The organism is Streptomyces sp. TRM70350 (genome assembly GCF_019219825.1).
In the GTDB taxonomy this organism is placed as follows: domain Bacteria; phylum Actinomycetota; class Actinomycetes; order Streptomycetales; family Streptomycetaceae; genus Streptomyces.
Genome location: NZ_JAHUXH010000016.1, coordinates 107,876 through 132,659, shown reverse-complemented (window position 1 = coordinate 132,659; position 24,784 = coordinate 107,876). Strand labels below are relative to the sequence as shown.

Here is a 24,784-nt window from a genome sequence, read left to right as displayed (position 1 = left end):
CACGCCGTACCCTGTCGCGGAGGTCTACCGAAGGAGAATCCGTGCTGGTCCTGCTGCCGCCCTCGGAGGGCAAGGCGTCCTCCGGCCGGGGCGCACCGCTGAAGCTGGAGTCGCTCGCGCTGCCGGAGCTGAACGCCGCCCGGGAAGCCGTCCTCGGCGAACTGGTCGAGCTGTGCGCCGGCGACGAGGACAAGGCACGCGAGGTGCTGGGGCTGAGCGAGGGACTGCGCGGCGAGGTCGCCAAGAACGCCGGGCTGCGCACCGCCGGGGCACGGCCCGCCGGGGAGATCTACACGGGGGTGCTGTACGACGCCCTGGGCCTGGCCTCGCTGGACGCGGCCGCCAAGCGGCGTGCCGCGCGCTCCTTGCTGGTGTTCTCGGGGTTGTGGGGTGCGGTCCGGGTGACGGACCGGATCCCGTCGTACCGCTGCTCGATGGGTGTGCGGCTGCCGGGTCTTGGTGCGCTGGGCGCGCACTGGCGTACGGCGATGGCCGCCGCGTTGCCCGAGGCCGCCGGGGGCGGGCTGGTGCTGGACCTGCGGTCGTCGGCGTACGCGGCGGCGTGGAGGCCGAAGGGCGAGGTCGCGGGGCGGACGGCGACGGTACGGGTGCTGCACGCGCCGACGCGGAAGGTGGTCAGCCACTTCAACAAGGCGACGAAGGGGCGGATCGTGCGCAGCCTGCTCACGGCGGGAGCGGCGCCGAAGGGACCCGCGGAGCTGGTACAGGTGCTGCGGGAACTCGGGTACGTGGTGGAGGCCGAGGCGCCCGCGGGGGCGGGGCGGGCCTGGTCGCTGGATGTGCTGGTGGACGAGATCCACTGAGGCCGAGACCGAGACCGAACGGGCGTGCATTGCAGCATATGCAACACCCTTTGCGGGTGCTGCACTGCCCGGGCACGATCAGGCGCATGACCGACTCCGTGCTCGATCTCGCTCCCGTCGTCCCCGTGGTCGTCGTCCCGGACGCCGCCGACGCCGTACCGCTCGCGCGGGCGCTGGTCGCCGGGGGGCTGCCCGCGATCGAGGTGACGTTGCGGACGCCGGGCGCGCTCGACGCGGTCCGGGCGATCAGTGGGGCGGTGCCGGACGCGGTGGTCGGGGCCGGGACGGTGATCACGCCGGGGCAGGTCGAGGATGCCGTGGCGGCGGGGGCGCGTTTTCTGGTGAGCCCGGGCTGGACGGACGTACTGCTGGAGGCGATGCGGCGGTCCGGGGTGCCGTGTCTGCCGGGCGTGTCGACGACGTCCGAGGTGGTGGCGTTGCTGGAGCGCGGGGTGCGGGAGATGAAGTTCTTTCCGGCGGCCGCCGCCGGGGGTACGGCGTATCTCAAGTCGCTCGCCGGGCCGTTGCCGCAGGCGCGGTTCTGCCCGACGGGCGGGATCGGGCTCGCGTCGGCTCCCGAGTATCTGGCGTTGCCCAACGTCGGGTGTGTGGGCGGCAGTTGGATGGTCCCGGCGGACGCGGTGGCGGCGCGGGACTGGGGGCGGATCGAGGGGCTGGCCCGGGAGGCGGCCGCGCTCAGCGCAGGTGAGAGGTGTCGTTGAGGAGGCGGACGCTGGGGTTGCCGTCGGCGTAGTACGCCACGACCGACAGGGAGGCCGCCGCGAGTTCCATGCGGAACAGGGACTCGGGCGGGGCACCCAGGGCGAGGCGTACCAGGGTCTTGATCGGGGTGACGTGCGTGACGAGCAGGACCGTGCGGCCGGTGTGCGCCGCGATCAGCTTGTCGCGGGTGGCGGCGATCCGGGTGGCGGTCGCCGCGAAGCTCTCGCCGCCGCCGGTGGGTTCGGCGTCCGGCGAGGTCAGCCAGGCGCTGAGGTCGTCGGGGTGGCGTTCGTGCACCTCGGCGAAGGTGAGGCCCTCCCAGGCGCCGAAGTCCGTCTCGCGCAGCCCGTCGTCGATGCCGACCTCCAGCCCGAGGCGCGCGGCGACGACACCGGCGGTCTCGCGGGCCCGGGCGAGCGGTGAGGCGACGACGGCCTGAATCGTCCCGCGCCTCGCCAGCGCCACGGCCACCCGCTCGGCCTGCTCCCGGCCGACGTCGGAGAGGGAGGGGTCGCTGCCGCCGCTGCCCGAGAAACGCTTCTCCGGCGTGAGGGGTGTTTCGCCGTGCCTGAGCAGCACGAAGGTCGCGGGCGCGCCGAGGTCCGGGGCGCCCCATCCGACGCGGGGGGTGGCGACGTTGCGGGCGGCGTTCACGTCGGCGGGGGAAGCGACAGGGGCGGAAGCAGAGGGTTCCGGAGAGGAAGATGTACCCACCGGCGACCGCCCCGCCGGCGCCGCGCGGGCCGCCGGGGACGGCGTCCACGTCTCCCCCCGCGCCCCCGCGTCCATCGCCTCGTTGGCCAGGCCGTCCGCCCGTCGGTTCTCCTCGCGTGGGATCCACTCGTACGTCACCCGGCCCACCGGGAACACCCGCCCCGCCTCCATGGCCAGCGGCTTCATGTCGGGGTGCTTGATCTTCCAGCGGCCGGACATCTGTTCCACGACCAGCTTGGAGTCCATCCGGACGCGCACGGTCGCGGCGGGATCGAGGGCGTGGGCCGCGCGCAGGCCGGCCAGGAGTCCCCGGTACTCGGCGACGTTGTTCGTGGCGACGCCCAGGTACTCCGCCGTCTGCGCCAGCGTCTCGCCGGTCGCCGCGTCGATCACCACGGCCCCGTAGCCCGCGGGCCCGGGGTTGCCCCGGGAACCGCCGTCGGCCTCGACGATGAACTCCCGCACCGCAGCGGCCCCCTACAGGCCCGACTCGGCGGTGCGCACCAGGATGCGGCGGCAGTTCTCGCACCGCACCACCGTGTCCGGCGCCGCCGCGCGGATCTCGCTCAGCTCGGTGATGGCCAGCTCCTGGCGGCAGCCCTGGCAGGTCCGCTGGTAGAGCTTGGCCGCGCCGATGCCGCCCTGCTGCTCGCGCAGCTTCTCGTAGAGCTTCAGCAGATCCGCCGGGACCGAGCCCGCGACGACCTCGCGCTCCTTCGTCACCGACGCCGCCTCACCGTCGATCTCCTCGAACGCGGCGTCCCGGCGCGCGGTGGCGTCGTCGATCTTCCCCTGGACGGAGCCGACCCGCTCGGTCAGCTCGGCGACCCGCTGCTGCGCGGACTCCCGGCGCTCCATGACCTCCAGCACGATGTCCTCCAGGTCGCCCTGCCGCTTGGCGAGGGAGGCGATCTCCCGCTGGAGGTTCTCCAGGTCCTTCGGGGAGGTGACGGCCCCGGAGTCGAGGCGCTGCTGGTCGCGGGCGGCGCGCTGGCGCACCTGGTCGACGTCCTGCTCCGCCTTCGTCTGCTCGCGGGCGCAGTCGCTCTCCTCGGTCTGCGCGGCCACCAGCAGGTCGCGCAGCTGCGTGAGGTCCTTGGTCAGCGACTCGATCTCGGCGTGCTCGGGCAGCGACCTCCGCCGGTGCGCCAGTTGCTGGAGGCGGACGTCGAGGGCCTGGACGTCGAGGAGTCGGATCTGGTCGGCGGGCGCGGCGTTCAGTTGGGGGCTCCAGGAGTTCGTGTCGGGTTGGACGCCGCGTGGGCGGTCCAGGGGTCGGTGACCGTCTTCGAGACATGGACGCGCAGGTCCCAGCCGTGACGGTCGGAGATCTCGTCGAGCTGGGCGGCGGCCAGCTCGCACCAGGGCCATTCGGTGGCCCAGTGCGCCGCGTCGAGCAGCGCGAGGGGACTGTGGGCGGCGCGCGCCTCTGAGGCCGGGTGGTGGCGCAGGTCCGCGGTGAGGAAGGCGTCGACCCCGGCCGCCCGTACGGCGTCGAAGAGGCTGTCGCCGGAGCCGCCGCTCACGGCGACCGTGCGGACCGGGGCCTCGGGGTCGCCGGCCACCCGGATGCCCTGCGCGGTGGCGGGCAGCCGCTCGGCGGCGAGGGCGGCGAGCTCGCGGACGGTCAGCGGATGGTCCAGCTCGCAGATACGGCCGAGGCCGCGGCGCCCGTCGGGGTCGCTCACGTCGGGCACCAGGGGCCGTACGACCCGCAGGTCCAGCGCCCCGGCGAGCGCGTCGCTGACGCCGGGGTCGGCGGTGTCGGCGTTGGTGTGGGCGACGTGCAGCGCGATGTCGTTCTTGATCAGGGTGTGGACGACTCGGCCCTTGAAGTGGGTCGCCGCCACCGTCGTCGTACCGCGCAGGTAGAGCGGGTGGTGGGTGACCAGCAGGTCGGCGCCCAGCTTCACCGCCTCGTCGACGATGTCCTGCACCGGGTCGACGGCGAACAGCACCCGGGTGACGTCCTGGCCGGGGTCGCCCACGACCGTGCCGACCGCGTCCCAGGACTCGGCCCGCTCGGCGGGCCACAGGTTCTCCAGCGCGGCGATGACTTCAGACAGACGGGGCACGGAAGAAAGGCTACCTGGCCCCTCTCTGCGCCTGAACCGGCGCCGCTCTCGCGGACGTGGTTGCTCGCCGCCGTGGTTCCTCAATCGATGGTTGCGGCGATCTTCGCGAGAAGTTTCGCAGCTGTCGGCCGATGCCCCTCCCAGCACACCCACCCCTGTTTCCTCACTGGAACCGCCGGACCGCCACCCTTACGTGTGAAGCAGCCGTCGGCCGGTTCCCCGCCTGTGCGTACGAAAACTAGCTTCGTCGCTGGAGGTGACCGAACGATGACTGCCTGTGTTGTCGAGCCCGCGGCGGGGAACGAGGACGCGCCCTCCCCGCCGCCGGGCTGCGTGATCACGGTGGACGGCGCGTACGCCGCACGCCTCGCCCGCAGCGGCGACTCCTGGTTCCCGGAGCGCTGGACGCTGGACGGTCCCGAGCCCTACGCCGTGCCGCTGCCCGGCAACCAGCCGGAGGAACCCGGCACCGAGGTGCAGCCGATGGGCGACGGCCGGGTGCTCATCCACCGCCTCGCCGCCGGGCGCCACGCCTTCTCGCTGCTCTACCCGACCGGCCCCGGCACCGGCGAACTGCCGCTCGGCGCGGTCGAGTGTGCCGACCCCGGCACCCGGCTGCGGCTGCTGCCGCCCGCGCCGGGCGGCGACAAGTCCTACGCCCTCGCCGTCGACCGGCACTCCAGCACGGTGTGGCTGGTGGCGGGCGGCGCCTTCGGGCCGGAGCACGTCGCGCAGATCCCCGGGCACTGCTCGGGCGGGGTGTGGCTGGACCGGGCGGGGCGGATGCTGGCCCTGGACCGGGAGTCCGGCGGCCGCACCAAGACGGTCGTGGTGGACCTCGGGCGCGGCGGCGAGGTGTCGCCGCTGCTGCAGATCGCCGCCGACAGCGACGACCGGCTGCTGCTCGCCGACCCCGACAGCGGACTGCTCCTGATCCGCTCCGACGCGCCCTGCCCCGGTGCCGAGGGCCGGCTGGGCTGGGGGGTGCTGGGCAGCACGCTGCCGGTGCGGTTCCCGGAGTGTCTGCGGGCGGCCGGGGACTGCGCGGTGACGCCGTTCGCGATCCAGCCGGGGCAGGTGCTGACGCCGGAGAGCTGCGGGGTGGCGCTGCGCATCGACGGCCCGGTCGGCAGTTGGGTGGGCGTGTGGCGGCCGAGCGAGCGTCAGGTACGGCATTTTCCGGCGCCGCAGGGGTGGTTGGCGGGCGCCGGGCTCTGGACGAGGGACGGTGTGCTGCGGCTGCCGTACGCCACGGAGCGGGTGCCGTGCGGGGTGGCGGAGTGGGCGGTGCCCCGGGAGGAGCCGTGCGCGAGCGCCGGGGGCACACAGGCGGGGGGCAGGGGGGACACGAGCCCGGGGGATCCGGTTCCGGACGGCGCGGCTTCGACGGCTCGGGCAGCCGCGGAGCTGTCGGAACCGGGTCCTCCGGCGCCTGCCGCACCGCGTCCGGTGCCGTTGCAGCAGGCGCCGTTGGGCGGTCGTATGGCAAGTAGGTAACGAAGTAGTGGCGGTTGGCGGGTGCGCCTGGATTCGGCCCGAGGTGTCCTGGTTAAACTCGCCCGGCTGTGAGCAACAGATCATCTTGACGGGGTGAATTTCTTCCGATGAGCGACGCCATCACGTCCCAGCCGCTGCCCGACGTCCAGGACACCGCCGGTCACGGCCGGCACCGGGGTCCGGTCTCGACACAGGACACCGAGTCGGCTCCTCGCGGCCGGCACCGCAAGCCGGTCGAGCAGCAGACCGAGTCGGCGGCCTGACGGTACGTCAGTCGGCTGGACAGGAGGCCCCGTTCACCGATGGGTGAGCGGGGCCTCGCGGCTTGACGGCTACGCGCGCCGCAGCCCCAGCACCTCCACCGCCGCGAACGTCTCCCCCGGCCCTCGCCCGGCGAAGTGCGCGGTGAGCAGCGTGTCCAGCTCGTCGTGGGTGAACGTGTCCTGCTTGCTGTCGAACTTCGCGCCCACCCGCGGCCGTTCCACGACCGCCACCATGCCGCCGTGCACGACGAACAACTGCCCGTTGATCCGCCCGGCGGCCGGTGCGGCCAGACAGCCGACGAGCGGGGCGACATGCTCGGGGGCGAGGGGGTCGAGGCCGGTGGCGGGTACGTCGGTGAACACGTCCTCCGTCATCCGGGTCCGGGCGCGCGGGCAGATGGCGTTGGCCGTGACGCCGTACTTGGCGAGGGCGTGGGCGGTGGACGTGGTCAGGCCGACGATGCCGCCCTTGGCCGCCGCGTAGTTGGGCTGCCCGGCGGAGCCCGCGAGGAACGCCTCCGAGGAGGTGTTCACGATCCGCCCGTACACCGGCCCTCCCGCCGCCTTGCTCCGCTCCCGCCAGTGCGCGGCGGCGAAGCGGGTGGTGTTGAAGTGGCCCTTGAGGTGGACCCGTATCACCGAGTCCCACTCGTCCTCCGTCATGGAGAAGACCATGCGGTCGCGCAGGATGCCCGCGTTGTTGACCAGGATGTCCAGCTTGCCGAACTTGCTGACGGCCAACTCGACCAGTGCACCCGCCTGTTGGAAGTCGGCCACGTCGCCGGTGTGGGCGACGGCCGTGCCGCCCGCCGCGCGGATCTCGGCGACCGTCTCCTCGGCGGGGCCGGCCGAGGCCTCGCCCGTGCCGTCCCGGCCGGGCTGCCCGTAGTCGTTGACGACGACGGCCGCGCCGAGCCGGGCCAGCTGAAGTGCCTCGGCCCGGCCGAGACCGCGCCCGGCGCCGGTGACGATCGCGGACAGCCCCTCAAGTGGCAGTGACATACGGCCCCTTCGGCTCAGATCTCGATGCAGGTGCGCAGCGCGGTGCCGGTGCGCATCTGGTCGAGGGCCTCGTTGATCCCGGCGAGCGGCACCCGGTGGGTGATCAGGCCCGCGAGGTCGATCCGGCCCGCGCGCCACAGCGCGATCGTCCGCTCGTACGAACGCAGCACGTCGCCGCCGCCGTACATCGACGGCAGGATCCGCTTCTCGTCGAAGAACAGCTCGAACATGTTGAGCTGGAGGAAGTCGTCCATGGCGCCCGCGCCGACGACGACCAGGGTGCCGCCGCGCCGGGTGGTCTCGTAGGCCGTGCGGGCCGTGGCCGACCTGCCGACGACCTCGAAGACGTAGTCGAAGCCCTCGCCGCCGGTGATCTGCTGCTTGGCGTCGGCCAGTTCGTCCGGCGACACGGCCCTGGTGGCCCCGAACCTCAGCGCCGCCTCCCGGCGTCCGGCGACCGGGTCGACGGCGACGATCTCGGCGGCGCCCTTCAGCCGCGCGCCCTGGATCGCGGAGATGCCGACGCCCCCGCAGCCGATGACGGCGACCGAGGCACCGGCCTCCACGTCGGCGGTGTTGAGCGCGGCGCCGAGCCCGGTGGTGACCCCGCAGCCGATGAGGGCGGCGATGTCGAAGGGCACGTCGTCCGGGACGGGCACCGCGCAGCGGGCGTCGACGACGACCTCCTCGGCGAAGGTGCCGGTGCCGGCGAAGCCGAAGAGGTCTCCGGCGGTGCGCCGGTAGTTGGGGGTGCCCGCGTTCATGAAACCGGCCAGGCACAGCTGGGTCTGGCCGCGTGTGCAGGCGGGGCAGGCGCCGCAGGCGGGCAGCCAGCAGATGACGACCCGGTCGCCCGGGTTCAGGCCGGTGACGCCTTCCCCGACCTCGACGATCTCGCCCGCCCCCTCGTGCCCCGGCACGAAGGGCGCCGGCTGCGGCAGCACCCCGCTCATCGCGGACAGGTCCGAGTGGCACAGCCCCGTGGCGCGCACCCGGATCCTCACCTTGCCGGGGCCGAAACCCGTCGCCTCGACGTCGTCGAGGATCTCCAGTTTCTCCTGGCCGATCTCGTGCAGTACGGCTGCGCGCATGGTGCGGCTCCCCTCAAGAGTCCGTCCTTACGTGTGCTGAACGACCGTGTCGGCGAGGACCGGCGCGTCGTCCCGGTCGACCGCGCTCACGGCGACCCGCGCCGCCCGCTCCTGCGGCCACATGCGGATGCGCAGGGTCTCGCCCGGGTACACCACCCCCGCGAACCGCGTGGCGTAGGAGCGCACCCGGGCGACATCCCCGCCGAGCAGCGTGTCCACGACCGCCTTCAGGGCCATGCCGTAGGTGCACAGCCCGTGCAGGATGGGCCGCTCGAACCCGGCGACCTTGGCGAACTCGGGGTCGGCGTGCAGCGGGTTCCAGTCCCCGGAGAGGCGGTAGAGCAGGGCCTGGTCCTCCCGGACGGCCCGCTCCACCGTCCGGTCGGGCGGCCCGGCCGGTTCTCCGAGGCGCGCGGACGGCCCGCGCTCGCCGCCCCAGCCGCCTTCTCCCCGTACGAAGATCTGCGCGTCGTTGGTCCACAACGGGCCCTCGGCGTCGGCGACCTCGGTGCGCAGGACGAGGACGGCGGCCTTGCCCTTGTCGTACACGGCGGCGATGCGTGAGGTGGCGGTCGCGGTGCCCGTCGCCGGGATCGGCCGGTGCACGTGGAGTGCCTGGCCGCCGTGCAGGACGCGGGCGAGGTCGACCTCGACCCCCGGCATGGACAGTCCGCTGATCACGCCGGGCGAGCCCGCGCCGGCGACGGTGGCGAAGCTGGGCAGGACGTGCAGGCGGGACTCCAGGGTGTAGCGCAGCTCGTCGGGGTCGGTGGCCGGGCGGCCGGCGCCGATGCCGAGGTGGTAGAGCAGGACGTCCTTGGGGGCCCAGGAGATCTCGCCGGTCCGGGGTTCGGCGGCGAGCGCCTTGGCTGCGTCGATGGGCATGCGGCTCCTGAATGCTCGCGGGGCTGGGAACCTCGGTGCGACCGTCCGCACCGTCGGCCGCACCGAGGTCGTCACGAGGCCGTGAAACCCGCCCGTTCTAGAACGCGTTCCAGTACGGCGAACTCTGTATAGCCGAGCCCGTCGCACTTGGGAAGACTCCTGACGGTACGTCAGCTGGGCCCCTCGCACCGTCCGCGCGAGCGGCACACCGACGCGACTCCCCGGCAGCCACGGCGCCACGCCGAGCAGGAGGACGCCCCGACCGGCACGTTGATCAGCAGCACCCGCCGCCACGGCATCCCGTCCACCAGCAGCCCGCCGACCAGCCCACCCGCGGCCCCGCCACCGCGCCGCCGCCCAGGTCGCGATGGCCCCCGCCCGCGCCGCCCCCTCCGGCGCCGCCGCCGTGAGCATCGGTGTCGGCACGCCCTCCCTCCCGCCGTATGACCTAGGCGTTTGCCTAAAAGCTTTAGTAGGCACAATCATATTCGGCAAACGGAAGGAAGCTCATGGCACGCGCGGGACTGACCACCGAACGCCTCACCCAGGCCGGCGCCGAACTCGCCGACGAGGTCGGGTTCGACCAGGTCACCGTCTCCGCGCTCGCCCGCCGCTTCGACGTCAAGGTCGCGAGCCTCTACTCCCACGTGAGGAACTCCCAGGACCTCAGGACCAAGATCGCCCTGCTCGCCCTGGAGGAGATGGCCGACCGCGCCGCCGACGCCCTGGCCGGACGGGCCGGCAAGGACGCGCTGACCGCCTTCGCCGACGTCTACCGCGACTACGCCCGCGAGCACCCCGGCCGCTACGCCGCCGCCCAGCTCAGACTCGACCCCGAGACGGCCGCCGCCGGCGCGGGGGTCCGGCACGCCGCGATGACCCGGGCCATCCTGCGCGGCTACGACCTCACCGAACCCGACCAGACCCACGCGGTCCGCATGCTGGGCAGCGTCTTCCACGGTTACGTCAGCCTGGAGCTGGCCGGCGGCTTCAGCCACAGCGCCCCCGACGCACAGGACTCCTGGTCCCGGATCCTCGACGCCCTCGACGCCCTCCTGCGCAACTGGCCCACGGCCTGACCCGCCCGCGGACACACACCCCGAAACAACAGGCAGAGGCCATACACCCATGCACCCCAGGAACCCCATGCACCCCATCAACCCCCAAATCATCACCACCCTCACCCCCGCCCTCCTGCGCGGCGCCCTCGACGTCGAGCGCACCGCGCACGGCCTGCTCCCGCACCGGCTGCCCGCCGCCGCCCGCGCCCAGAACACCGACGCGCAGCTCGCCATGGCCGAGGCCCAGCCCTCCGGCGTACGCCTGGTCTTCCGCACCCGCGCCACCGCCGTCGAACTGGACACCCTCCCCACCAAGCGGGTCTACGCCGGCGCCCCACCACGCCCGGACGGCGTGTACGACCTGCTCGTCGACGGCCGCCTGACCGACCAGGCCACCGCGACCGGCGGCAACACCGTCACCATCGACATGACCACCGGCACCGCCGAGCACCGCCCCGGCCCGCCCGGCACCGTCCGCTTCGGCGGCCTGCCCGACCGCGCCAAGACGGTCGAGATCTGGCTGCCGCACAACGAGACCACCGAACTCGTCGCCCTGCGCACGGACGCCCCCGTCGAACCCGCCCCGGACAACGGCCGCAAGGTCTGGCTGCACCACGGCAGCTCCATCAGCCACGGCTCGGACGCCGCGAGCCCCACCACCACCTGGCCCGCCCTGGCCGCAGCGCTCGGCGGTGTCGAGTTGATCAACCTGGGCCTGGGCGGCAGCGCCCTGCTCGACCCGTTCACCGCGCGCGCGATCCGCGACACGCCCGCCGACCTGATCAGCGTCAAGATCGGGATCAACCTGGTCAACGCCGACCTGATGCGCCTGCGTGCCTTCACCCCCGCCGTCCACGGCTTCCTGGACACCGTCCGCGAGGGCCACCCCGCCACGCCGCTGCTGGTGGTCTCCCCCATCCTGTGCCCGATCCACGAGGACACCCCCGGCCCGTGCGCCTTCGACTTCAGCGCCCTCGGCGCCGGTCGACTCCGCTTCCGGGCGGCGGGCGACCCGGCGGAGACGGCCGCCGGGAAGCTCACACTGAACGTCATCCGCACCGAACTGTCCCGGATTGTCCAGCAGCGCGCGGCCGACGACCCTCACCTTCACTACCTCGACGGCCGTGACCTCTACGGCGAGGCCGACTTCGCCGAGTTGCCGCTGCCCGACCAGCTCCACCCGGACGCGGCCGCCCACCGCCGCATCGGCGAACGCTTCGCCGCACTCGCCTTCACCACCGGCGGGCCCCTCGCCCCAAGAGAGGTCAGGGGACTGACAGGGAACTGATGACGCCTCAGTTACCCATGTCACGCGGGCGCGACCGTCTACGCCGAGGACGGCAGCTGCACGCTCACGGTCCCGGCCGAGGGCTCCTACCTCCTCGCCGCCCGGGCCACCGGCCACGGCCGCAGCGCACGACGCCCACCCGATCGACCTGGACCGCTCCCTCTCCCTCCCCGGCGAGCCAGTCGCGGCCTGATCACGCCCGAGCCCCCTCCACCCTCGCCCGATCACGGCATCGACCGAGGGCGGGGCGAGCATGGGCCAGGCGATCACGACCCGAGCCAGCCCCAGCCCCCTCTCCACCGCCCGGTCACGGCACCGACCGCAGGCAACGCAACATGCCCCATCTGATCACACCCCGAGTCAGCCCCAGCCCCCTCTCCGCCCACCCCGGCCACCGCACCGACCGCAGGCACCGCAACATGACTCGTCCGATCACACTCCGAGCCAGCCCGAGCCCCCTCTCCCACCCCCGCTCACCCCACCAACCGGGCGTGCGGCAGCATGGGCCGCCGAACAGCGAAACATACGTACGACCGGAAAGGGCCCTGCGATGACCGCGGCACCCAAGCCCGAGATCCTGGCCGCGTTCGAGGCGGCGAAGGGGTTCATGCCCACGGGTGAGGGACTGGCCCTGTACGCGGCAGCCGTGGAGGCGGCCCGGCTCGGGCTGCCCCTCCTTGAGGTCGGCACGTACTGCGGGCGCTCCACGATCCTGCTCGCCGACGCGGCCCGCGCCGCCGGTGTCACCGCGGTCACCGTCGACCACCACCGGGGCAGCGAGGAGCAGCAGCCGGGCTGGGACTACCACGACCCGGAGACGGTCGACCCCGAGGTCGGCCTGATGGACACCCTGCCCACCTTCCGCCGCACCCTGCACCGGGCGGGACTGGAGGAGCACGTGGTGGCGTTGGTCGGCCGGTCCCCTCAGGTGGCGAAGATCTGGCGGACCCCCCTCGGCCTGGTCTTCGTCGACGGCGGCCACACCGACGAACACGCCACCGCCGACTACGAGGGCTGGGCGCCCCATGTCGCGGACGGCGGCCTGCTCGTCATCCACGACGTCTTCCCCGACCCGGCCGACGAGTTCACCGGTCAGGCCCCGTACCGCGTCTACCTCCGCGCCCTCGCCTCGGGCGCCTTCACGGAGGTCTCGGCGACGGACTCGCTGCGGGTGCTGCGGCGCACCGGCGCCGGGATCCGACCCGGCGCCACCCATTGAGACGTACAGAGAACCAGGTGTCGCCGTCCCGGCCGCTAGGGTGGCTGTCGTGTCGTACACAGGTCCGGAGTTCGATTCGCCCGCGCCCCGCCGCCCCCGCCGCGGGGCGATGACCGTCGCCGTCGCGGCCCTGGTGCCCGGCGCGCTGCTCGGCTGGCTGGTGTACGAGGCGGTGGGTGACACCGGCGGACCGGGGTCGGCGCGTGCGGACGCCAAGACGCCCTCGACTGCCCAGGCGTCCCCGTCGCCCTCGTCCCCGTCGAGCGCGAACCCCACCGCCTCCTCCACCTCCACCTCGACCTCCACCGGCAACGAGCCCGCGCCCGCGCCCTCCGCCGCAGGCCCGCTCACGGGCAAGGTCGTCGTCATCGACCCCGGCCACAATCCGCACAACTTCCAGCACACGGCCGAGATCAACCGCAAGGTGGACATCGGGACGAACTGGAAGGAGTGCGACACGACCGGCACGGCGACCAACGCGGGCTACACGGAAGCCGAGTTCACCCTCGACGTCGCCCGCCGACTGCGCGCCATCCTGCAAGAGCAGGGCGCCACGGTGAAGCTGACGCAGAACGGCGACCGGACGTACGGGCCGTGCATCGACGAGCGGGCGCGGATCGGCAACGAGGCGCAGGCCGACGCGGCCGTCTCCATCCACGCGGACGGGTCCGGGCCCGGGAACCGCGGGTTCCACGTCATCCTCCCGGCGTCCGTGCACGCGGGCGCCGCCGACACCCGGCCGATCGTCGCGCCGTCGCGCGACCTCGGCGAGCGGATCGCGGGGAGCTTCGTCCGCGTCACCGGCAGCGCGCCCGCCGACTATGTCGGCGGCGGCACCGGTCTCGTCACGCGTCAGGACCTGGGCGGTCTCAATCTGTCAACGGTTCCGAAGGTCTTCATCGAGTGCGGCAACATGCGCGACAGCAAGGACGCGGCCCTGCTGATCAGCGGAGCCTGGCGGCAGAAGGCGGCCCAGGGCATCTCGGACGGCATTACAAGCTTCCTGCGGCAGTAGACAACACCTGCCGAGCTTGCTCATCGGCGAACTCCCTGCTCACCATCGCCGACGCGGGTGTCGACGTAACGGAATCGTGAGTTTCCTGCGCGGTAGCGGTTCGCGGGCTGATCCGGGCGGACACCGTGGTCGGGTGGACGATAAGGTCCGTTCGTACGATGAGGGGTCACCCCCGCGCTTCACACCGGGGCCTTACGGCGACATGGTGACAGCGACGCCTCTACCGACGACGAGACGACCTACGAAGGACCTGAAGTGAATATCCGCTCCCTCACTCGAGGCGACGGCGTGGTGATCGGAGCAGCGGTGTTGCTGTTCATCGCGTCGTTCCTCGACTTCTACTCGTCCGACGGCGCGCCGGAGGGCCTGGACATGCCCAGCCTGTGGGGCAGCGGTCCGGTACTGATGGGCGTCGTGCTGGCGGGCGTCATCGGCGCCGCACTCGTCATCGTCGGCCGTGGGCTGCCGCAGGCCCCGAAGGTCGCGGGGCTCGACCTCGGTCAGTTCGGCGTCGCCTTCACGGTGTTCGCCGCGTGGAGCGCGCTCGGCAACGTCTTCGACCCGGCGAGCGCCGCCAACAACTTCGGCACCGGCTCCTCCGACGGCCCCGACGCCGGCATCGGCCTGATCCTCGCCCTGGTCGCCACCCTCGTCATGGCCGCCGCCGCGATCGCCACCCCGCTGGTCCCCGCCCTCAAGGGCGCCCTCATCCCGGCCCCCCGTCCCGCCGCCCCCCAGCCCTACGGCGGCCAGCCGCAGGGCGGTTACGGCTACCCCGGCGCCCAGCAGCCCGCCGGTTACGGCCAGCCGCAGCCGGGCCAGCCCGGTCAGCCCTACGGCCAGCCGCAGCCGCCCGCCGCCGACTTCTCCCCGTTCTGGTTCGCGGTGCCGGTGCCGCGCCCGCTGTTCGCGGAGGACGGCTCCCCCACCCCGATCGCCGAGCTGGCGCCGGGCACCTGGTACCTGGCCGTCGAGCAGCGCGGCCCGGCGCTGGTCGCGCAGACGCAGGACGGCCGCCGGGGTGTCCTGCAGGACACGACCGGTATCCAGCGCGGCTGACCTGCCCGCCGTACGCACGGCCCCTCGCCCTTCCGGGCGGGGGGCCGTTGTCGTACAGTCGACGCCTCTCGGCTGACGGACCGTCAGGAGGCGTGGCATGCGGCTCGGTCTCGCGCTCGGCTACTGGGGCCGCGGCCCCTCCCCCGACCACGTGGCGCTCGCGCGGGAGGCCGAGCGGCTCGGGTACGACTCCGTGTGGACCGCCGAGTCGTGGGGCTCGGACGCCTTCACCCCGCTGACCTGGATCGCCGCCCACACGTCAACCATCGGACTCGGCACGGCCGTTGCCCAGATGGCCGCCCGGTCGCCCACGACCACCGCCATGCACGCCCTCACCCTCGACCACCTCTCCGGCGGCCGGATGATGCTGGGGCTGGGGCTGTCGGGGCCGCAGGTGGTGGAGGGCTGGTACGGGCGGCCGTTCCCGTCCTCGCCGCTGACCGCGACCCGGGAGTACGTCGATGTCGTACGGCAGGTGCTCACGCGGCAGGCCCCGGTCACGGTCGACGGGCGGTTCCACTCCCACCCGTACCGGGGCGCGGACGGCACCGGCCTCGGCAGACCGCTGAAGCCGATCACCCACCCCCTCCGCCCCGACCTGCCCATCCTCCTTGGCGCCGAGGGCCCGAAGAACATCGCGCAGACCGCCCGGATCGCCGACGGCTGGCTGCCGCTGTACTGGTCGCCGCTGCGCACCGACGTGTACGAGCCCTCCCTCACCGGCGCTCCGGAGGGTTTCCTCGTCGCCCCCATGGCCCAGGCGCGGGTCTGCCGGGACGTCGCCGAGGGGCTGCTGCCGGTCAAGGCGATGCTCGGCTTCTACATCGGCGGCATGGGGCACGCCCGGCGCAACTTCCACGCCGAGCTGATGGCGCGCATGGGGTACGAGGAGGAGGCCCGGCGGATCCAGGAGCTGTTCCTCGCCGGGCGGCGGGAGGAGGCCGTGCGGGCCGTGCCGGAGGCGTTCGCGGACGAGATCTCCCTCGTCGGGCCGCGTGAACGCATCGCGCAACGGCTGGAGTTGTGGCGCAAGGGCCCGGTGACCGACCTGCTGGTGCTGGCGCCGGACCCGCACACCCTGCGGGTGCTGGCCGAGCTGAACTCCTGACGGCTCAGCGGAAGATGGCGACCGGGTCGAGGGTCAGTTTCCTCTTCTCCTCGTCCCAGGCCAGGACCTTGCCCAGGCAGCGGGCCGTGAACTTGCCGGTGTAGTAGTGCTCCTCGTGGAAGTCGCCACGGCCCTGCGCCTCGAAGCACATGATCTCCACATGCGCGCCGCCGCCGTACGGGGCGCTGAGCCGTACGCCGTTCTCCTCCCGTTTCGCGGTGAAGCCGCCGGTGACGGAGACGTACGCCAACCCCAGTGCGCTGAGGGGGATTTCCCCGTCGGGGTATCTGTCCATCAGCCGGTCGGCGCTCTCCCGGTTGAGGACGAGGTCGCCCTCGATGAGGTCGGCGTCCACCACGCGGTCCTCCTTGCGCATGGCGTCCATGACGACGCCGATGACGTTCATGGGGTTGGCCTCGCGGAGGTAGGTGGTGACCTGCTCCCGGGTGACGCCGCGTTCCGCCCGGCCCATCCAGAAGAAGAGCCTGCCCCACAGCCCGTAGTTGTTCTGCACCTGGAGCCGGTGGGCGACCTCCTGGCTCAGGGACTGGGCGAATCCGCCGACCTCGTAGATGTCCATGACGCGCTGCTTGTGCAGGTAGAAGCACATGTCGAGGTGCGTCCCGCCCGGCCCCCGCCGACTGCGCAGCCGCCGCCACCCGTATCCGAGCACGATGCCGAAGCACACCGCCGTGGCGGCCCAGACGAGCAGCCACGGCCACCACAGGCCCCACCACTGACCATCAATGACACCCACGGATCTCCTTGAACGCGTCGGAGAGGGAGGAGAGGCCCGCGTCGACCATGCGGCCGCCGGTCGCGGCGGCGGCGCGTTTCAGGGCGTCCGCGTCGGCCTCTCCGAAATGGACGGGGAAGGTGGGCACCGCCTTCGCGTCGCTGCCGAGGGAGCGGTGGCGGCGCAGGAACTCCTCGTAGGTGATGCCCGCGTTGTTCTCGCCGTCGGTCATCAGCACGATCGCGACGGGCCGCGCGGGGTCGTCGCGTACGGCTTCGGTGGCGATGCGGTAGCCCCGGTCGAGGGCGGTCCATACGGCGGTGGCGTCGTCGTAACCGCCTTCGGCGACCAGCCGGTTGAGGGCACGAAGGTCCGCGTCGCCGCGCACGGTCACCGTGCGCTCCTGCAGGATCCGGCCGCCGAACCGGACGACGGTGAGCCGTTCGCCCCGGTAGAAGCGGGCGAACTTGCCGGTGGAGGTCTCGTCGGCGCCGCTCAGCCCGGCGAAGGCGGCGCGCAGGTCGGCCATCCGCTCGCCGCGCATCGAGGTGGAGAAGTCGAGCACGAAGACGACCTGGTCGGCGGTGCGGCTCCTGGGGTCGCCGTAGTCGGTGATCAGCTGCTCCACGATGGAGAGGCGGTCGGGGAAGGAGAGCGCGTTGCCGACGTCCGTGCGCAGCGGCTCGGACGGTTCGACGTCCTGGTTGACCGGGCGCCGGAAGGTCCGCTCCATGAGCGCGCGCTGGGTGTCGGCGCTCAGCAGCCAGTCCACCACCCTGCGGTACGCCGAGCGCTGCTCCTGGTCGAGCAGCAGCAGCGGGAAGTCGGAGAGCACCATGCCGTCGTCGGGGTGCACGATCCGCAACGGCTCGCCCCGCCGGTCGTCCGCGTTCAGCGACAGCAGCTCCGCCTCGTGCGCGATCAGCGCGTTGGCGCCGCCCGGCTTGCTCAGATAGGCGTCGATCAGGTCCCGGGAGCTGTCCGCGGTGAGGCTCTGGCCGGAGCGGAAGCCGCGCAGCCGGTCGCAGGAGACGTCCTCCTCGCGCAGCGCCCGTCCGGTGCCGGCGGCGGCGGTGGCGACGCCGACGAGCGCGGCGCGGCCGGTGTCGCTGCGCCGGGGATCGGCCATCCCGAACCGTACGGTGCCGTCGGCGGCGGCGTCCGCCACGTCCGCCCAGGAGATCCGGCCCTCGGGGGCGGCCTCGCTCAGCTTGTCGGCGACGTCGGGTTCGAGGCCGACGACGACCGGGGAGCGCATGATCGGGGTGGTCTCGGGCCGGGTCAGGCGGCCCCCGGAGTCCTGGACGCGCAGCAGGAAGGAGCGGTCCGAGGCGAGCCACGCCAGGTCGTACGCCGGGCCGCCCGGGTACTGCCCTTCGAGGTCCGCGCCCGCCTCGTACTCCATCTCCAGCTCGACCCCCGTGTCCTCCTCCAGCTCGTCCAGCAGTGGCTCGATGTCGGCGAGTTCGGGGCTGGCGAGGACGCGCAGGGTGACCGGGTCCTGGTCCTGGGTGCAGGAGGTGGTGAGGCCCGCGAGGAGGACCAGGGTGAGCGCGGCGGTCAGGGCGCGTACGAGCCGGGTCATGTGACGTCGTCCGGGTTGGGCGGCGGGCAGTCGCCGACGTAGTTGATGATGTCCTGCAGGATGTCCAGGTCGGGTTCGAGCGCCTTGGTCTGGTCCGGGTTGGGGACCGGCTTCTGTATGCCGTGGTCCTGAAGGTACTTGTCCAGTTCCTCGCTGGCGCCGCCCTCACCGGAGAAGCGGATGCGGAAGCCCAGCTCCAGTGCCCGCTGGCGGAGCTCCTCGTCCTCCTCGATCAGCTCGACCAGCCTGTCGCCGTTCGGGCTCAGGGAGATGAGCTGCGGCTCAGTGAGCGCGTAGGGCTTGGGGTAGAGCAGGACGCGGCGGGTGTCCTGCTCGCGGTGCTGGTCGTGGTGGGCGATCTGGTGGGCCAGGAACTGGTGCTCGTAGATCAGGGCGATGGAGGCTATGGATTCGCCGAGGGCGGAGAAGTAGCTGTCGGCCTGCTCGTCGGCCCACATGCCCTGCAGGCTGACGAGGGGTTTGATCTTCGCGGCGATCCGGTCCACTTCCTCCTTGAGGCGCCGGGGGTCGTTGGGGTGGCTGGAGCCCGGGGTCTTCTCGCCGTTGGCGACGAAGGCGAGCAGGCTCAGATAGGTGCCCGCGGAGTTGGACTCGCAGACGTTGGACGTCCGCACCAGGACGCTGCCGCTGTTGCTGCGCTCGCCGCCGGTGACGGCTTTGAAGCCGATGCCGTTCCAGGTGTCCGCCTCGTCTCCCTCGCCGTCGTTGGGGTTGCCCCGGTCGTCCACGCCGTCGAGCAGGGTCATGAACTTCGGCATGTCGAGGTCGTAGTAGAGGGTCGGATCCCCGCCCGTCGACGGCTGTGGCGTGGCCACGCCCGCCTTCACCAGGGTCTCCGCGTAGTCGCGGAAGGTGCCGAGGACCAGCGGGGAGACGAAGGGGCGCACCGTCTGCCCGGTGTCGTCCGGCCGGTCCAGGATCAGCTTCGCGGCGGGCTGACCGGACGGAAAGACGACGTCCAGGCCCTTCAGGGAGCGGGTGGCGATGCCCCGGGAGCCGAGGCGGCGGATGTCCACGCGGATGCCGTGCTTGAGTAACAGCCGTTTCACTTCGGGGTCTTTGAAGTAGTCGGACTTGGACGCCATCCGCGACTCGATGACCGTGATGCGTTCGAACGGCCGGAGCGCGTTGCCGGAGATCAGCAGGGACAGCAGGCCGGCGAGGGCGAGCGGCAGCGCGACGACGACGAGGCGCGGGACGCGGCGGTGCGTCGTTCTGCGGGTGGTGAGTGTGGGTTCCTCGGACAACGGCCCTCCTGCCGCTCAAGGGGGCAGGATCATCAGAGACCCCGTGGAACATCATCCCCCGGAGTGGTCGACTCCACCCGAACATGAGGCAAACGGCCGCCTGTTGTGAGAGCGCGGCTTTCGGGTTTCAGCCATGTCCGAGCGGCAACCCGTAGGGCATGTCCCCCAGATATCGCAACGGTGCGCACCAGGCCGGGACGGTCATCGCGATCGTCGCCGACATCATGGCCCTCATCCTGGGCCTGTGGATCCTGATGTACCTGCTGGACGCCAACCCCGGCAACGACTTCGTGCAGTTCGTGCACGACGCCGCGCGCTGGCTGGCGGGCTGGTCGCACGACCTGTTCACCTTCGACGAGGCCTGGGCGCGCGTCGTCGCGGGCTACGGGCTGGCGGCGGTCGTGTACCTGTTCGTGGGCCACGCGATCGCGGGCCGTATGCACCGCCCGCACTGACTCACGTACAGCAGTCCGGGTCGAGTCCCGTGGGCAGCAGCTCGCCGCCGAACACCGCGCAGGTCGCCTCATGGCCGCCCAGCGCGGCGACCGCGAGCAGCAGGGAACCCGCCGTCCAGGTGGTCAGCTCGCGTGGCCAGATCGCGTCGTCCTCGAACACGTAGCCCGTCCAGTACAGGCCGGTCGCCGGATCGCGCAGATGCTGGATCGACTGCAGGATGTCCAGCGCCCGGTCGGACTCGCCCATCGCCCACAGCGCGAGGGCGAGTTCGGCCGATTCGCCGCCGGTCACCCACGGGTTGGGGACCACGCACCGCACTCCGAGGCCGGGGACGACGAAACGGTCCCAGCCCTCCTCCACACGCTCCTTGGCCTCCGCGCCGGTCAGCGCGCCGCCCAGCACGGGGTAGTACCAGTCCATCGAGTAGCGGTCCTTGTCCAGGAACCGCTCCGGGTGCCGGCGTATCGCATGCCGCAGCATGCCCACCGCCAACTCCCAGTCGGGCTGCGGCTCTTCGCGCTGCTCGGCGATGGCGAGGGCGCAGCGCAGCGCGTGATGGATGGACGAGCACCCGGTGAGCAGCGCGTCGGTGACGGCCGTGCCGTCCTCCTCCTGCTTCCAGCCGATCTGCCCGCCGGGCTGCTGGAGCCGCAGCACGCACTCGATGGCCGCGTGGACGACCGGCCACATGCGGTCGAGGAAGGTGTCGTCGCCGGTGGAGAGGTAGTGGTGCCAGACGCCTACGGCCGTGTAGGCGACGAAGTTGGTCTCGCACCCCCGGTCGGTGATGTCGTCGTGCGCCCCGTCGGCGTAGGCCGCGTACCAGGAGCCGTCCTGGTTCTGATGGGTCGCCAGCCACAGGTACGCCCGCTCGGCGGCCTCGTGCTCGCCTGCCGCGTCCAGCGCCATCGCGGCCTCGACGTGGTCCCAGGGGTCCAGGTGGTGTCCGCGGAACCACGGTATCGCCCCGTCCTCCCGCTGCACGGCGAGGATCCCGCGGACGGTCGCGGCGGCCTGCTCGGCGGTGAGGACCCCGGGCAGGACGAGGTGTTCTGTCCGGGGAGTGGTCACTGGGCGGCCACCTCTTCGGCGACGCGCGGGAGGTGGGGTTTGGTCGCGTAGGCCACGAAGCTCTTGCCGATCAGCGGGTTGAGCGCCTGCTCGGCGACACGGGTGGCGAGGGGCTTCTTCATGATGTCCCAGACCAGCAGCTTGTGGTACGCCCGCACCGGCAGCGCCTTGTCGTTGTCGACGCCGAACGCGCACTTCAGCCACCAGTACGGGGAGTGCAGGGCGTGGGCGTGGTGGGTGCCGTACGGCTTCAGCCCCGCCTCGCGTATCTTCGCCAGCAGCTCGTCCGCCTTGTAGATGCGGATGTGGCCGCCCTCGACCTCGTGGTAGGCGTCGGAGAGGGCCCAGCAGACCTTCTCGGGCCCGTACCGCGGGACGGTGATCGCGATCCGCCCTCCCGGCTTCAGCACCCGCACCATCTCGGCGAGGACGCCCTTGTCGTCCGGGATGTGCTCCATCACCTCGGAGATGATGACGACGTCGAAGGACTCGTCGGGGAAGGGCAGCGCGAGGGCGTCGCCCTCCATGGCGGTCGCGGTGGCGCCCTCGGGGACCTCTCCCGCCTCCTTCATCGCCGCGAACCACGTGGCGACCTCGCGGATCTCCTCCCCGTTCCGGTCCAGGGCCACGACCTGCGCACCACGCCGGTAGCACTCGAAGGCGTGCCGCCCGGCACCACAGCCGAGATCCAGGACACGGTCGCCCGGGGCGAGCGGGAACCGGGAGAAGTCGACGGTCAGCACGTGCTCCTGCTTTCGCGGTAGACGCCGGTGGTACGGGTGGGGGTGGCTTCCGGGGGCGCGGTGGCATGGCTCGCGGATACGCCGGTGGGGGCTCCGCCGGTGCGGGCTCCGCCGGTGGTGGGGCTCTCCTCCAGGGATCCGCCACCGATCCCACTGCCCGCACCCGCTGGGGCGCCTCCGCCTGCTGTCCCCTCTGCAGCGACGGAGAGGCCGGGACTTGGGGCCGCGACGCGATCGGGGTCGGCCGCACCGCGATCGACACCAGGACCCGGGACCGCGGACCGGTCGGAGCCGGGGTTCGACACCGCAGCGCGCCCCAGGCCGGCCGCGGAGGGGCCGGGGCTCTGGAGCGCAGGACGCTCCACGGCCACCGCGGAAGGGACGGGGGCCTGGAGCGCAGGACCGTCCACAGCCACCGCGGAGGGGCCAGGCCCCTGAAGCGCAGGACCGTCCACAGCCACCACAGAAGAGCCAGGCCCCTGAAGCGCAGGACGCTCCACAGCCACCACAGAAGAGCCAGGGGCCTGGAGCGCGGGGCGGTCGAGGTCGGCCGCAGGGGGGCGTTGGTCCGGGCCCGTGGACGGACGTCGCTCCGGGCCCGCCTCGCGGCGTTGCCCCGGGCCCGCAGGGACGCGTCGCTCCGGGCCCACGGGGCCGCGTCGTTCCGGGCCCGCGGAGCGGGCGATCGCCTCCCGGTAGCGGGCCACCGTGCCCTCCGCGGCGCGGGCCCAGGTGAAGTGCCGTAGGACCCGCTCGCGTCCGGCCGTGCCGAGCCGTGTGCGCAGGTCCGCGTCGCCCAGGAGTCGGCCCAGCCCGGCCGCCAGCGCCCCCGCGTCGCCCGGCGGCACCGCGAGGCAGGTCTCCCCGTCCCGCCCGGCCACCTCCGGAATCGCCCCGCCGGTCGTGGCGACCAGCGGCGTGCCCGTGGCCATGGCCTCCGCCGCCGGCAGCGAGAAGCCCTCGTAGAGCGACGGCACGCACGCCACCTGCGCCGACCGCACCAGGTCGACGAGCTCGGCGTCGGAGATGCCCTTGACGAACCGGACGGCGCCTTCGAGCCCGTACCGCTGCACGGCCTGCGCGACCGGCCCCTCCGTGGGACGCTTGCCGACGACGACGAGGTGGGCGTCAGGATGCTCGGTGCGCACCTTCGCCAGCGCCTCGACGAGGAAGACCAGCCCCTTCAACGGCACGTCCGCGCTGGACGTCGTAACGATTCTCCCCGGCACCTGCGGCACCGCCGGGTCGGGCGAGAACAGGTCGGTGTCGGCGCCGATGTGCACGACGTGAATGCGGTCCGGGCGGACGCCGAGATGGTCGACGATCTCCTGGCGTGAGGTACCGGAGACGGTGAGGACGGACGGCAGGCGCCGCGCCACCCGCTTCTGCATGCGCGTGAAGCCGTACCACCGCTTCACGGACAACCGCCGCTGCCACCCCTCCGCCGCGTCCAGCTCCAACTGCCGGTCTACGGTGATGGGATGGTGGATCGTCGTCACGAGGGGAGCGCCCACGTCCCCCAACAGCCCGTACCCGAGCGTCTGGTTGTCGTGCACGACGTCGAAGGCGCCGCGCCGGGCGCGCAGATGGCGGCGGGCGCGCAGGGAGAAGGTGAGCGGCTCGGGAAAGCCGCCGGTCCACATGGTCGCGACTTCGAGTGCGTCGATCCAGTCCCGGTACTCGTCACGCCCGGGCGTGCGGAAGGGGTCGGGCTGGCGGTAGAGGTCGAGGCTGGGCAGCTCGGTGAGGCTGAGGCCGTCGTAGCCCTCGTCGAGGACGGGATAGGGCTGGGCGCCGATGACCTCGACGCGGTGGCCGAGGCGGGCGAGTTCGCGGGAGAGGTGCCGGACGTAGACGCCCTGGCCGCCGCAGAACGGGTTTCCCTTGTACGTGAGGAGCGCGATACGGAGCGGTCGCAAGCCGTCGGCCGCGGGTCCCGCCGGGGAGCCCGCCTGACTGGCCTCAGCGGTCACTCTGGGCCCCCTTCTCCCTGCACTGTCCCGCGACATTACGCCGGGACGCTAATCTAGAACAAGTTGCAGACTTGATCGTTCAAGAGGCTCCGAATCTACCGGCAGGTAGGCCCGCTGTGAGCAGTGGATCAGGTGATTCACGCCACGACCCGCCGGGGCACACGGCGGCGGCCCGGGCCTGCCATGCTGTCTGATCGCACGCCCTCACGGACTGTCACGAAACGGGACCTCATGCCAGCGGAAGCCAAGGTGGAACCCAGTAGCGCGCGCCCCGCCACCCCCGCCGCACCGCCCCTCACCGAGCGGCAGGAGGCGCGTCGGCGCCGCATCCTGCGGGCGAGCGCCCAGCTGGCCGGAAGGGGCGGTTTCGACGCGGTGCAGATGCGCGAGGTCGCGGAGTCCTCGCAGGTCGCCCTCGGCACGCTCTACCGCTACTTCCCGTCCAAGATCCATCTGCTGGTCGCCACCATGCAGGACCAGCTGGAGCACATGCACGGCACGCTGCGCAAGAAGCCCCCGACGGGCGAGACGGCGGCGGAGCGGGTCGCGGAAACGCTGATGCGCGCCTTCCGCGCCCTTCAGCGCGAGCCGCACCTGGCCGACGCGATGGTCCGCGCCCTCACCTTCGCGGACCGCAGCGTGAGCCCCGAGGTGGACCAGGTCTCCCGTCAGACCACGGCGATCATCCTGGACGCGATGGGCCTGGACGACCCCACGCCCGCCCAGCTCTCCGCCGTCCGAGTCATCGAGCACACCTGGCACTCGGCCCTGATCACCTGGCTCTCGGGCCGCGCCTCCATCGCCCAGGTCAAGATCGACATCGAGACGGTGTGCCGGTTGATCGACCTGACGGCACCCGACGCGCAGAAGTGACCCGGACACACTGAAGCGATCCGGACGCACAGAAGCGACCCGGACACACGGAAGCGACCTACGAGACGGGTTCCCTTCGCCGGCATTGCCCGGATCAGGTGGCTGGGGGTCGCCTTCCAGTCATACGACCTCTCGGTCATATGCCTTCGGGCCTCTCAGCCCGACCGTCGACGTCGGCACCAGCGGAAGCCGAAGCCTCTCGCCGGAGTCGGCTACTCCGGTCGAACTCCCTCACTCGCCTCGTAGGCCTGTTAT

At 72.4% G+C, this 24,784-nt stretch carries 24 protein-coding genes; 12 read left to right on the top strand and 12 right to left on the bottom strand.

The annotated features are described in order from the left end of the window. Nucleotides 1–41 precede the first annotated feature (41 nt). A complete protein-coding gene (yaaA, locus tag KWI83_RS23485) occupies nt 42–824 on the top strand; it encodes a peroxide stress protein YaaA (RefSeq protein WP_218516360.1) in 783 nt (260 codons plus the stop codon). Nucleotides 825–910: 86 nt separating this feature from the next. Then, nucleotides 911–1,546, top strand: a complete 636-nt coding sequence (gene eda / locus KWI83_RS23480) for a bifunctional 4-hydroxy-2-oxoglutarate aldolase/2-dehydro-3-deoxy-phosphogluconate aldolase (RefSeq protein ID WP_218516359.1) — start codon at nt 911–913, stop codon at nt 1,544–1,546. On the opposite strand, the gene KWI83_RS23475 is transcribed toward eda, so the two are convergent. Genes KWI83_RS23475 through KWI83_RS23465 form a run of 3 tightly spaced genes read right to left on the bottom strand, consistent with a single transcriptional unit; the run spans nt 1,521 to nt 4,336 of the window. Further along, nucleotides 1,521–2,726: a bifunctional RNase H/acid phosphatase gene (locus KWI83_RS23475; protein ID WP_218516358.1), complete on the bottom strand. Its 1,206-nt coding sequence runs from the start codon at nt 2,724–2,726 to the stop codon at nt 1,521–1,523. The genes eda and KWI83_RS23475 overlap by 26 nt on opposite strands. A gap of 12 nt (nt 2,727–2,738) precedes the next feature. Next, nucleotides 2,739–3,482 (bottom strand): zinc ribbon domain-containing protein, encoded by a 744-nt coding sequence (locus KWI83_RS23470; protein WP_218516391.1) that lies wholly within the window; start codon nt 3,480–3,482, stop codon nt 2,739–2,741. Further along, nucleotides 3,479–4,336 carry a Nif3-like dinuclear metal center hexameric protein gene (locus KWI83_RS23465; protein ID WP_218516357.1) on the bottom strand — a complete coding sequence of 286 codons (858 nt, stop codon included), beginning with the start codon at nt 4,334–4,336 and terminating at the stop codon, nt 3,479–3,481. Before KWI83_RS23465 ends, KWI83_RS23470 begins: the two co-directional genes overlap by 4 nt. Nucleotides 4,337–4,603: 267 nt before the next feature. Between KWI83_RS23465 and KWI83_RS23460 the strand changes: the two genes are divergently transcribed. Both KWI83_RS23460 and KWI83_RS23455 read left to right on the top strand, forming a co-directional pair. After that, the gene (locus tag KWI83_RS23460) at nt 4,604–5,833 is read left to right on the top strand and encodes a hypothetical protein (RefSeq protein WP_218516356.1); all 1,230 of its coding nucleotides are present in this window, start codon (nt 4,604–4,606) and stop codon (nt 5,831–5,833) included. A 107-nt stretch (nt 5,834–5,940) separates the two neighbouring features. Then, nucleotides 5,941–6,096 (top strand): hypothetical protein, encoded by a 156-nt coding sequence (locus KWI83_RS23455; protein WP_218516355.1) that lies wholly within the window; start codon nt 5,941–5,943, stop codon nt 6,094–6,096. A 69-nt stretch (nt 6,097–6,165) separates the two neighbouring features. Here the strand turns inward: KWI83_RS23455 and KWI83_RS23450 are convergent, their stop codons facing one another. From KWI83_RS23450 to KWI83_RS23440, 3 genes are read right to left on the bottom strand one after another with little or no spacing between them, the layout of a single operon-like run. Beyond that, nucleotides 6,166–7,098: a 3-oxoacyl-ACP reductase gene (locus tag KWI83_RS23450; protein WP_218516354.1), complete on the bottom strand. Its 933-nt coding sequence runs from the start codon at nt 7,096–7,098 to the stop codon at nt 6,166–6,168. A 14-nt stretch (nt 7,099–7,112) separates the two neighbouring features. Then, a complete protein-coding gene (locus tag KWI83_RS23445) occupies nt 7,113–8,189 on the bottom strand; it encodes a Zn-dependent alcohol dehydrogenase (protein WP_218516353.1) in 1,077 nt (358 codons plus the stop codon). A 27-nt stretch (nt 8,190–8,216) separates the two neighbouring features. After that, nucleotides 8,217–9,074, bottom strand: coding sequence for a MaoC/PaaZ C-terminal domain-containing protein (locus KWI83_RS23440; protein ID WP_218516352.1), 858 nt, complete (start codon nt 9,072–9,074; stop codon nt 8,217–8,219). A 509-nt stretch (nt 9,075–9,583) separates the two neighbouring features. Here KWI83_RS23440 and KWI83_RS23435 point away from each other — a divergent pair. The 6 genes from KWI83_RS23435 (at nt 9,584) to KWI83_RS23410 (ending at nt 15,824) form a co-directional block, all read left to right on the top strand. Then, entirely contained in the window at nt 9,584–10,153 is a 570-nt protein-coding gene (locus KWI83_RS23435; RefSeq protein ID WP_218516351.1) for a TetR/AcrR family transcriptional regulator, read from the top strand. A 67-nt stretch (nt 10,154–10,220) separates the two neighbouring features. Further along, the gene (locus tag KWI83_RS23430; RefSeq protein WP_218516350.1) at nt 10,221–11,423 is read left to right on the top strand and encodes a GDSL-type esterase/lipase family protein; all 1,203 of its coding nucleotides are present in this window, start codon (nt 10,221–10,223) and stop codon (nt 11,421–11,423) included. A 550-nt stretch (nt 11,424–11,973) separates the two neighbouring features. Next, nucleotides 11,974–12,642: a class I SAM-dependent methyltransferase gene (locus KWI83_RS23425; RefSeq protein ID WP_218516349.1), complete on the top strand. Its 669-nt coding sequence runs from the start codon at nt 11,974–11,976 to the stop codon at nt 12,640–12,642. 49 nt (nt 12,643–12,691) lie between these two features. Continuing rightward, complete coding sequence (locus KWI83_RS23420; RefSeq protein ID WP_218516348.1) at nt 12,692–13,657, top strand: N-acetylmuramoyl-L-alanine amidase; 966 nt, start codon at nt 12,692–12,694, stop codon at nt 13,655–13,657. A 255-nt stretch (nt 13,658–13,912) separates the two neighbouring features. Further along, nucleotides 13,913–14,716: a DUF5336 domain-containing protein gene (locus tag KWI83_RS23415; RefSeq protein WP_218516347.1), complete on the top strand. Its 804-nt coding sequence runs from the start codon at nt 13,913–13,915 to the stop codon at nt 14,714–14,716. Between the two features lie 97 nt (nt 14,717–14,813). Further along, nucleotides 14,814–15,824 carry an LLM class F420-dependent oxidoreductase gene (locus KWI83_RS23410; RefSeq protein WP_218516346.1) on the top strand — a complete coding sequence of 337 codons (1,011 nt, stop codon included), beginning with the start codon at nt 14,814–14,816 and terminating at the stop codon, nt 15,822–15,824. 4 nt (nt 15,825–15,828) lie between these two features. Here the strand turns inward: KWI83_RS23410 and KWI83_RS23405 are convergent, their stop codons facing one another. From KWI83_RS23405 to KWI83_RS23395, 3 genes are read right to left on the bottom strand one after another with little or no spacing between them, the layout of a single operon-like run. Next, nucleotides 15,829–16,581, bottom strand: coding sequence for a hypothetical protein (locus KWI83_RS23405; RefSeq protein WP_218516345.1), 753 nt, complete (start codon nt 16,579–16,581; stop codon nt 15,829–15,831). Further along, a complete protein-coding gene (locus tag KWI83_RS23400) occupies nt 16,568–18,145 on the bottom strand; it encodes a VWA domain-containing protein (protein ID WP_218516344.1) in 1,578 nt (525 codons plus the stop codon). Before KWI83_RS23400 ends, KWI83_RS23405 begins: the two co-directional genes overlap by 14 nt. After that, a complete protein-coding gene (locus KWI83_RS23395; RefSeq protein ID WP_218516343.1) occupies nt 18,142–19,413 on the bottom strand; it encodes a hypothetical protein in 1,272 nt (423 codons plus the stop codon). The genes KWI83_RS23400 and KWI83_RS23395 overlap by 4 nt, the downstream gene beginning before the upstream one ends. A gap of 158 nt (nt 19,414–19,571) precedes the next feature. Between KWI83_RS23395 and KWI83_RS23390 the strand changes: the two genes are divergently transcribed. Beyond that, nucleotides 19,572–19,868 (top strand): hypothetical protein, encoded by a 297-nt coding sequence (locus KWI83_RS23390; protein ID WP_218516342.1) that lies wholly within the window; start codon nt 19,572–19,574, stop codon nt 19,866–19,868. Nucleotide 19,869: 1 nt separating this feature from the next. Here KWI83_RS23390 and KWI83_RS23385 read toward each other — a convergent pair whose 3' ends face one another. Genes KWI83_RS23385 through KWI83_RS38920 form a run of 3 tightly spaced genes read right to left on the bottom strand, consistent with a single transcriptional unit; the run spans nt 19,870 to nt 23,656 of the window. Next, entirely contained in the window at nt 19,870–20,940 is a 1,071-nt protein-coding gene (locus KWI83_RS23385; RefSeq protein ID WP_218516341.1) for a prenyltransferase, read from the bottom strand. Continuing rightward, entirely contained in the window at nt 20,937–21,683 is a 747-nt protein-coding gene (locus KWI83_RS23380) for a class I SAM-dependent methyltransferase (RefSeq protein ID WP_218516340.1), read from the bottom strand. Before KWI83_RS23380 ends, KWI83_RS23385 begins: the two co-directional genes overlap by 4 nt. Continuing rightward, nucleotides 21,677–23,656, bottom strand: coding sequence for a glycosyltransferase (locus KWI83_RS38920; RefSeq protein WP_308122143.1), 1,980 nt, complete (start codon nt 23,654–23,656; stop codon nt 21,677–21,679). The genes KWI83_RS23380 and KWI83_RS38920 overlap by 7 nt, the downstream gene beginning before the upstream one ends. 231 nt (nt 23,657–23,887) lie before the next feature. Between KWI83_RS38920 and KWI83_RS23370 the strand changes: the two genes are divergently transcribed. Beyond that, the gene (locus KWI83_RS23370; RefSeq protein WP_218516339.1) at nt 23,888–24,529 is read left to right on the top strand and encodes a TetR family transcriptional regulator; all 642 of its coding nucleotides are present in this window, start codon (nt 23,888–23,890) and stop codon (nt 24,527–24,529) included. Nucleotides 24,530–24,784: the final 255 nt, after the last annotated feature.

Excerpts from the sequence above, each read along its gene's own strand:
- KWI83_RS23455 (WP_218516355.1), top strand. The coding sequence starts at position 5,941 with ATGAGCGACGCCATCACGTCCCAGCCGCTGCCCGACGTCCAGGACACC.
- KWI83_RS23450 (WP_218516354.1), bottom strand. The coding sequence starts at position 7,098 with ATGTCACTGCCACTTGAGGGGCTGTCCGCGATCGTCACCGGCGCCGGG.
- KWI83_RS23425 (WP_218516349.1), top strand. The coding sequence starts at position 11,974 with ATGACCGCGGCACCCAAGCCCGAGATCCTGGCCGCGTTCGAGGCGGCG.
- KWI83_RS23430 (WP_218516350.1), top strand. The coding sequence starts at position 10,221 with ATGCACCCCATCAACCCCCAAATCATCACCACCCTCACCCCCGCCCTC.
- KWI83_RS23390 (WP_218516342.1), top strand. The coding sequence starts at position 19,572 with ATGTCCCCCAGATATCGCAACGGTGCGCACCAGGCCGGGACGGTCATC.
- KWI83_RS23460 (WP_218516356.1), top strand. The coding sequence starts at position 4,604 with ATGACTGCCTGTGTTGTCGAGCCCGCGGCGGGGAACGAGGACGCGCCC.
- KWI83_RS23370 (WP_218516339.1), top strand. The coding sequence starts at position 23,888 with ATGCCAGCGGAAGCCAAGGTGGAACCCAGTAGCGCGCGCCCCGCCACC.
- KWI83_RS23435 (WP_218516351.1), top strand. The coding sequence starts at position 9,584 with ATGGCACGCGCGGGACTGACCACCGAACGCCTCACCCAGGCCGGCGCC.
- KWI83_RS23400 (WP_218516344.1), bottom strand. The coding sequence starts at position 18,145 with ATGACCCGGCTCGTACGCGCCCTGACCGCCGCGCTCACCCTGGTCCTC.
- KWI83_RS23445 (WP_218516353.1), bottom strand. The coding sequence starts at position 8,189 with ATGCGCGCAGCCGTACTGCACGAGATCGGCCAGGAGAAACTGGAGATC.
- KWI83_RS23410 (WP_218516346.1), top strand. The coding sequence starts at position 14,814 with ATGCGGCTCGGTCTCGCGCTCGGCTACTGGGGCCGCGGCCCCTCCCCC.
- KWI83_RS23440 (WP_218516352.1), bottom strand. The coding sequence starts at position 9,074 with ATGCCCATCGACGCAGCCAAGGCGCTCGCCGCCGAACCCCGGACCGGC.
- eda (WP_218516359.1), top strand. The coding sequence starts at position 911 with ATGACCGACTCCGTGCTCGATCTCGCTCCCGTCGTCCCCGTGGTCGTC.